Origin of the sequence: Parvibaculum sp., assembly GCF_049672805.1 — a bacterium.
GTDB lineage: Bacteria > Pseudomonadota > Alphaproteobacteria > Parvibaculales > Parvibaculaceae > Parvibaculum.
This window is the reverse complement of record NZ_JBATWS010000438.1, coordinates 1-5162: the sequence shown is the minus strand read 5'-3', so window position 1 is coordinate 5162 and position 5162 is coordinate 1. Positions and strand designations below refer to the sequence as shown.

Sequence of the window (5162 nt, the reverse complement as noted above, 5' to 3'; positions counted from 1 at the left end):
TTTCTGGGCGGCACGGCGCGGCGCGTCTTCCGCCTCTGAAATGAAACGGCGCGGGATTGCTCCCGCGCCGTCTGTCCCCTCTCAAGCAGCGCCCGAGGAGTTGGCTCCCGTCAGCCCTCGCGGACTTCGAGCCCCATATCGCGCACCTTGCGGTAAAGTGTTGAACGGCCAATACCGAGGCGGCGGGCCACTTCCGTCATGTGGCCCTTGTATTTGTCGATCGCGAGCCGGATCATTTCCTGCTCGATCTCTTCGAGCTTGCGCATATTGCCCGCTTCATCGGTGATCGGAATACCGTCCGAGAAGTTGGAGCGCGCGAAATCCGCAAGCGTGTGTGTCTGCGGCTGCATGGGCTGTGTGATGACCGAGGCAGCGGGCGCCGAATAGGCGGGCTGCACCGGCATTGCCGGCTGGGCGGCCTCTGCATAGCCATCGACGAGAGTTGCGATCTGCGGGAAATCCGAGATCTGAAGCATCTCGCCGTCGCAGAGCACGATGGCGCGGAAGATCGTGTTTTCAAGCTGACGCACATTGCCCGGCCATTCATAGGCGCAAAGCATGTTGAGCGCGTCCCGCGCGATGCCAACAACGGGCTTGCCTTCTTCGGCAGCAAGACGGCGGACGAAATGCGCGACGAGTTCGGGAATGTCATCCCGGCGCTCGCGCAGCGGCGGCACATGGATCGGGAAGACATTGAGACGGTAATAAAGGTCTTCGCGGAAGCGGCCTTCCTTCACCATCTGAAGCATGTCGCGGTTCGTTGCCGAGATCAGGCGGATATCGACCTTGACCGGCTTCTTCGAGCCGACCGGGTCCACTTCGCCTTCCTGCAGCGCGCGAAGGAGCTTCACCTGAATGTCGAGCGGCAATTCGCCGATCTCATCAAGGAAAAGCGTGCCGCCATTTGCTTCCTGAAACTTGCCGGTGTGCTTTTCCGAAGCGCCGGTGAAGGCACCTTTCTCGTGGCCGAAAAGGATGCTTTCGACGAGATTTTCCGGAATGGCACCGCAGTTCACGGTGACGAAAGGCTTGCCGGCGCGTTCGCTCTCGCCCTGAATGGCGGCTGCGATCACTTCCTTGCCGACGCCTGACTCACCTTCAATGAGGATCGGGATGTTCGATTGCGCGGCGCGCTTGCCAAGGCGGATCACCTGTTCCATCGCGCGGCTCGGCGCGATGATGTCGGCGAAAGTGAGCTGGCCGCGCTGGCGCTTCTGAAGCCGTGTGAGCTCGCCTGTCAGCGCATTGACCTTGAGCGCATTGCGAATCGAAACATGGAGACGTTCCGGGCTGACCGGCTTCACCACGAAGTCGGACGCGCCCTCGCGCATCACATTCACCACCGTTTCAATGCCGCCATGGGCCGTGAGCACGATGATGGGAAGGTTCGGCTTTTGCGGATGGACGCGCTTCAGCACTTCCATGCCGTCAATGCCGGGCATGACAAGGTCGAGCACGACCAGGGAGATTTCGGCACCGCTCGGGCCTTCGAGATAGGAAAGGGCGGCCTCGCCGCTTTCCACAGGGATGGCGCGGTAGCCGTCGCGATTGACAACTTCCTCCAGAATCCGCCGCTGGGCGGGGTCGTCATCCACAATCAGAATGGCCTGGGTCATATTACTATCCTCGGTGCATCGTGCCGGGGGCGGAAAGCGCAAATAGAGGCTTCCTGCATATCGTTTGGCCCAATATGGGGCGCATTAGTAAAAGGCGCCTTAATCCTCAGGGCGATAATTTCCGGCGAGTGGCACAAGCTGGCACAGTCGGGGGGCGGCCCCGGCATCGGGTGGGTCACACGGAATCGGAAAACGCAGCTTTTATCCGGCTTTCATGTGCAACCCGGATAATCCGGGTACGTTTAAACTGTGGCAAAAGCAGGATTTGCCCGTAAACGACAGATTCCGACCGGCAACACTGTTGCCGACATGTGACGCCTCGATAGGAACTTGCCCTGCTCCGGCAATACAGGTTGAAGATTTTGCCGGTTCCATGCGATGAAATTGAACTTATGAGGGCTTACCGGTGGGGTCCGGGCCACCCGTCGTAATGTCGGGGGGCAAAGCGAAATAACGACGGAGATTGGGATGAAAATGATATCCCGGCTTATAGCGTTGGGTTCTTTCCTTGTGCTGGCTGGTTGCGGCACCTGGACAGCTGAATCGTACCTGCATCAGGACATTCAGGGTGATTCCTTCAACGCGTGCCTGGCTCGCGAATATCAGGACAGGGCGACTTCGGAAGCCTATGTTGACTGCAACTGGGTCGATACGGCCGCGATCGTCGAGAAGGGCCGCGCTGCGGCTGCCGGCGAAACCGTGCTCCCCTACGATCCCTCTACGAAGGGAGTTCTTGCGAGCGATCTGCCCGAACTGCAGGACGCCCGCTCCAAGCTGATGGCGGCGCTCGACAATGGCGGCCGTACGGATCGTGGTTGCGCCTGCGCCAAGGCACAGCGCTACTATGACGGCTGGGTCGAACAGGCGAGCGACAACAAGCTCGGCGTGAACGGCTCCTATTTCGGCGGTGAAGGCGGTCCGGTGCAGCCGGAACGCGTTGAAGCTGAAAAGGCCGCGTTCTACGAAGCTCTCGCCACCTGCGCCGAGGCGCCGGCTGCTGCGGGCCCGTGGACCATCTATTTCGGTTTCGACAAGTACAACCTGACGCCTGAAGCCCAGTCGGTGATCGACCAGATCGTCGCTGAAACTTCCGGTCCGCTCTCGGTTGTCGGTCACACCGATACGTCGGGCAGCAACGCCTATAACCAGGCTCTCGGCCAGCGCCGTGCGAACTCCGTTGCCAATGCGCTCACCGCGCAGGGCAAGGAACTCTGCGCCGCCGTGTCGCGTGGTGAGACGGAGCTTGCAGTGCAGACCGGTGACGGTGTGCGCGAGCCGCTCAACCGTCGCGCGGTTGTCTCGGGCTGCTGATTTCAGCATTCGAGCAATAAAGATCAGGGCCTCTGCTTCGGCAGGGGCCCTTTTCTTTTGGGCGGTCCTTTCGCCCTCACTTTCCCTGCAAGCGGTTGAATGAGGCACGAGGCCGGGCAATATAAGTCTTGGCCTGTTCCTTCCTGTCCTTTCCCGGAGTTCCCCTGATGTCGCTTATCCGCCTTTCTGACTGCCACCTGTCACCCGCCGAGCCGGCTGTGGCGCAGAAGGAGGAACTGGGGAATCTTCCTGTCTGGGATCTCTCCGATCTCTATAAGGGGATGGACGCGCCTGAAGTGGCGGCAGACCTCGCCTGGGCCGCGAAGGAGGCCGAGGCGCTCAAGGTCCGCTTCAAGGACCGAATCGCGGAGGTTGCAGCGACGCCGGAAGGCGGCAAGACCCTCGCCGAAGCCATCCGCACAGCCGAGCAGATCGAGGACCGGCTTGGCCGCCTGATCTCCTATGCCGGGCTTCTCTATGCGCAGGACAATACGAATCCGGCCAATGGCAAGTTCTATGGCGATATTCAGGAACGGATAACGGCGATCTCGACCGATCTTCTGTTCCTCTCGCTTGAACTTAACCGGATTGACGATGATGTTCTTGCACGGGCGCTTGAGACGCCCGAGCTTGCGCATTACGCGCCCTGGTTGCGCGATCTGCGCGCCATGCGCCCCTATCAGCTTTCAGACGAGGTGGAGACGCTGCTCCATGAGAAGAGCGTGACAGGCCGCGCGGCCTGGAACCGCCTCTTCGATGAAACCATGGCGCGCCTCACCTTTGATGTGGGCGGCGACACGCTTACGCTGGAAGCCGCCCTCAACCGCCTCTCCGAAAAGGACCGCGCAAAGCGGGAAGAGGCGGCGCATGCGCTCGCAAGGACGTTCCGGCAGAACCTGCCGCTCTTCACACTCATCACAAACACGCTCGCCAAGGACAAGGAGATCGAGGATCGCAAGCGTGGCTTCACCGATATTGCGCAGTCGCGCCACATTGCAAACCGGGTGGAGCCGGAAGTGGTCGAAGCGCTGGCAAGCTCGGTGCGGCGCGCCTATCCGCATCTTTCGCATCGCTATTACGCGATGAAGGCGAAATGGCTCGGTCTTGAGCGTCTTGACTATTGGGACCGTAACGCGCCGCTGCCGCAATCAGATGATCGCATCATCCCGTGGGAACATGCGCGCGACATCGTGCTTGATGCCTATCGTGGGTTCACGCCCGGCATGGCGGATATTGCGAGCCGCTTTTTCGAGCACGGCTGGATCGATGCGCCGGTTCGCCCCGGCAAGGCGAGTGGTGCCTTTGCGCATCCGACAGTGCCAAGCGCGCATCCTTTTGTGCTGGTGAACTATCAGGGCAAGACGCGCGATGTGATGACGCTTGCGCATGAACTCGGCCATGGCGTGCATCAGGTGCTCGCGGCAAAGCAGGGGCCGTTGATGGCAGACACACCGCTGACCCTTGCCGAAACGGCGAGTGTGTTTGGCGAGATGCTCACCTTCCGCAAACTTCTTGCCGATGCGCCGGACAAGGCCCGCCGCAAGGCGATGCTCGCCTCCAAGGTGGAGGACATGCTGAATACGGTGGTGCGCCAGACGGCCTTCTACACATTCGAGCGGCGCATCCATACAGCGCGGCGCGAAGGCGAACTGACATCAGACGATATTGGTAGCATCTGGCTCGAGGTGCAGGGCGAAAGCCTCGGCCCTGCCATTCATCTTGGCGAGGGCTATGACACTTATTGGTGCTACATCTCGCATTTCATCCACGCGCCTTTCTATGTGTACGCCTATGCGTTTGGAGATTGCCTCGTGAACTCGCTTTACGCCGTTTACGAGCAGGCGCAGGAGGGATTTGCGGAGCGCTATTTCGAGATGCTGTCGGCGGGCGGAACGCTGCGCCACAAGGAACTTCTCGCGCCCTTCGGTCTTGATGCGAGTGATCCTGCTTTTTGGGATCGCGGCCTTTCTCTCATTGGCCGGTTTATCGACGAGCTTGAGGCGATGGAATGAGCGACGGCCCGCGCCGATCGGGGAAAGACAGCGGAACCGGGAATGGTGGACGCGACCGCGAGGCGAACCGGCTTGGCCGCCGTCTGCAGCGCTATGCAAAGGTAGCGGCAGGTGTCGGCGGACTTGCCGCGCGCGCGGCGGGTGCGCAGCTCTTTGGCGGCGATCAGGCCGATGCGCGGCTTGCGCGCGAATTGAAAGTGGCACTCGGCGGCCTCAAGGGGCC

The 5162-nt window shown here is 60.9% G+C and carries 3 protein-coding genes and 1 pseudogene; 3 read left to right on the top strand and 1 reads right to left on the bottom strand.

The genetic code is table 11. From position 1 onward, the window contains the following. Nucleotides 1-110: 110 nt before the first annotated feature. The gene (locus WBF74_RS13695; protein ID WP_424440858.1) at nt 111-1616 is read right to left on the bottom strand and encodes a sigma-54-dependent transcriptional regulator; all 1506 of its coding nucleotides are present in this window, start codon (nt 1614-1616) and stop codon (nt 111-113) included. 468 nt (nt 1617-2084) lie between these two features. Here WBF74_RS13695 and WBF74_RS13690 point away from each other — a divergent pair, with 468 nt between their 5' ends. The 3 genes and pseudogenes from WBF74_RS13690 to WBF74_RS13680 all read left to right on the top strand — a co-directional run. After that, nucleotides 2085-2927, top strand: a complete 843-nt coding sequence (locus WBF74_RS13690) for an OmpA family protein (protein WP_424440856.1) — start codon at nt 2085-2087, stop codon at nt 2925-2927. A 167-nt stretch (nt 2928-3094) separates the two neighbouring features. Then, nucleotides 3095-4939, top strand: a complete 1845-nt coding sequence (locus WBF74_RS13685; protein ID WP_424440854.1) for a M3 family oligoendopeptidase — start codon at nt 3095-3097, stop codon at nt 4937-4939. Further along, nucleotides 4936-5162 (top strand): annotated as a pseudogene (locus WBF74_RS13680) (hypothetical protein); the annotation flags it as partial. The gene WBF74_RS13685 and the pseudogene WBF74_RS13680, both read left to right, overlap by 4 nt.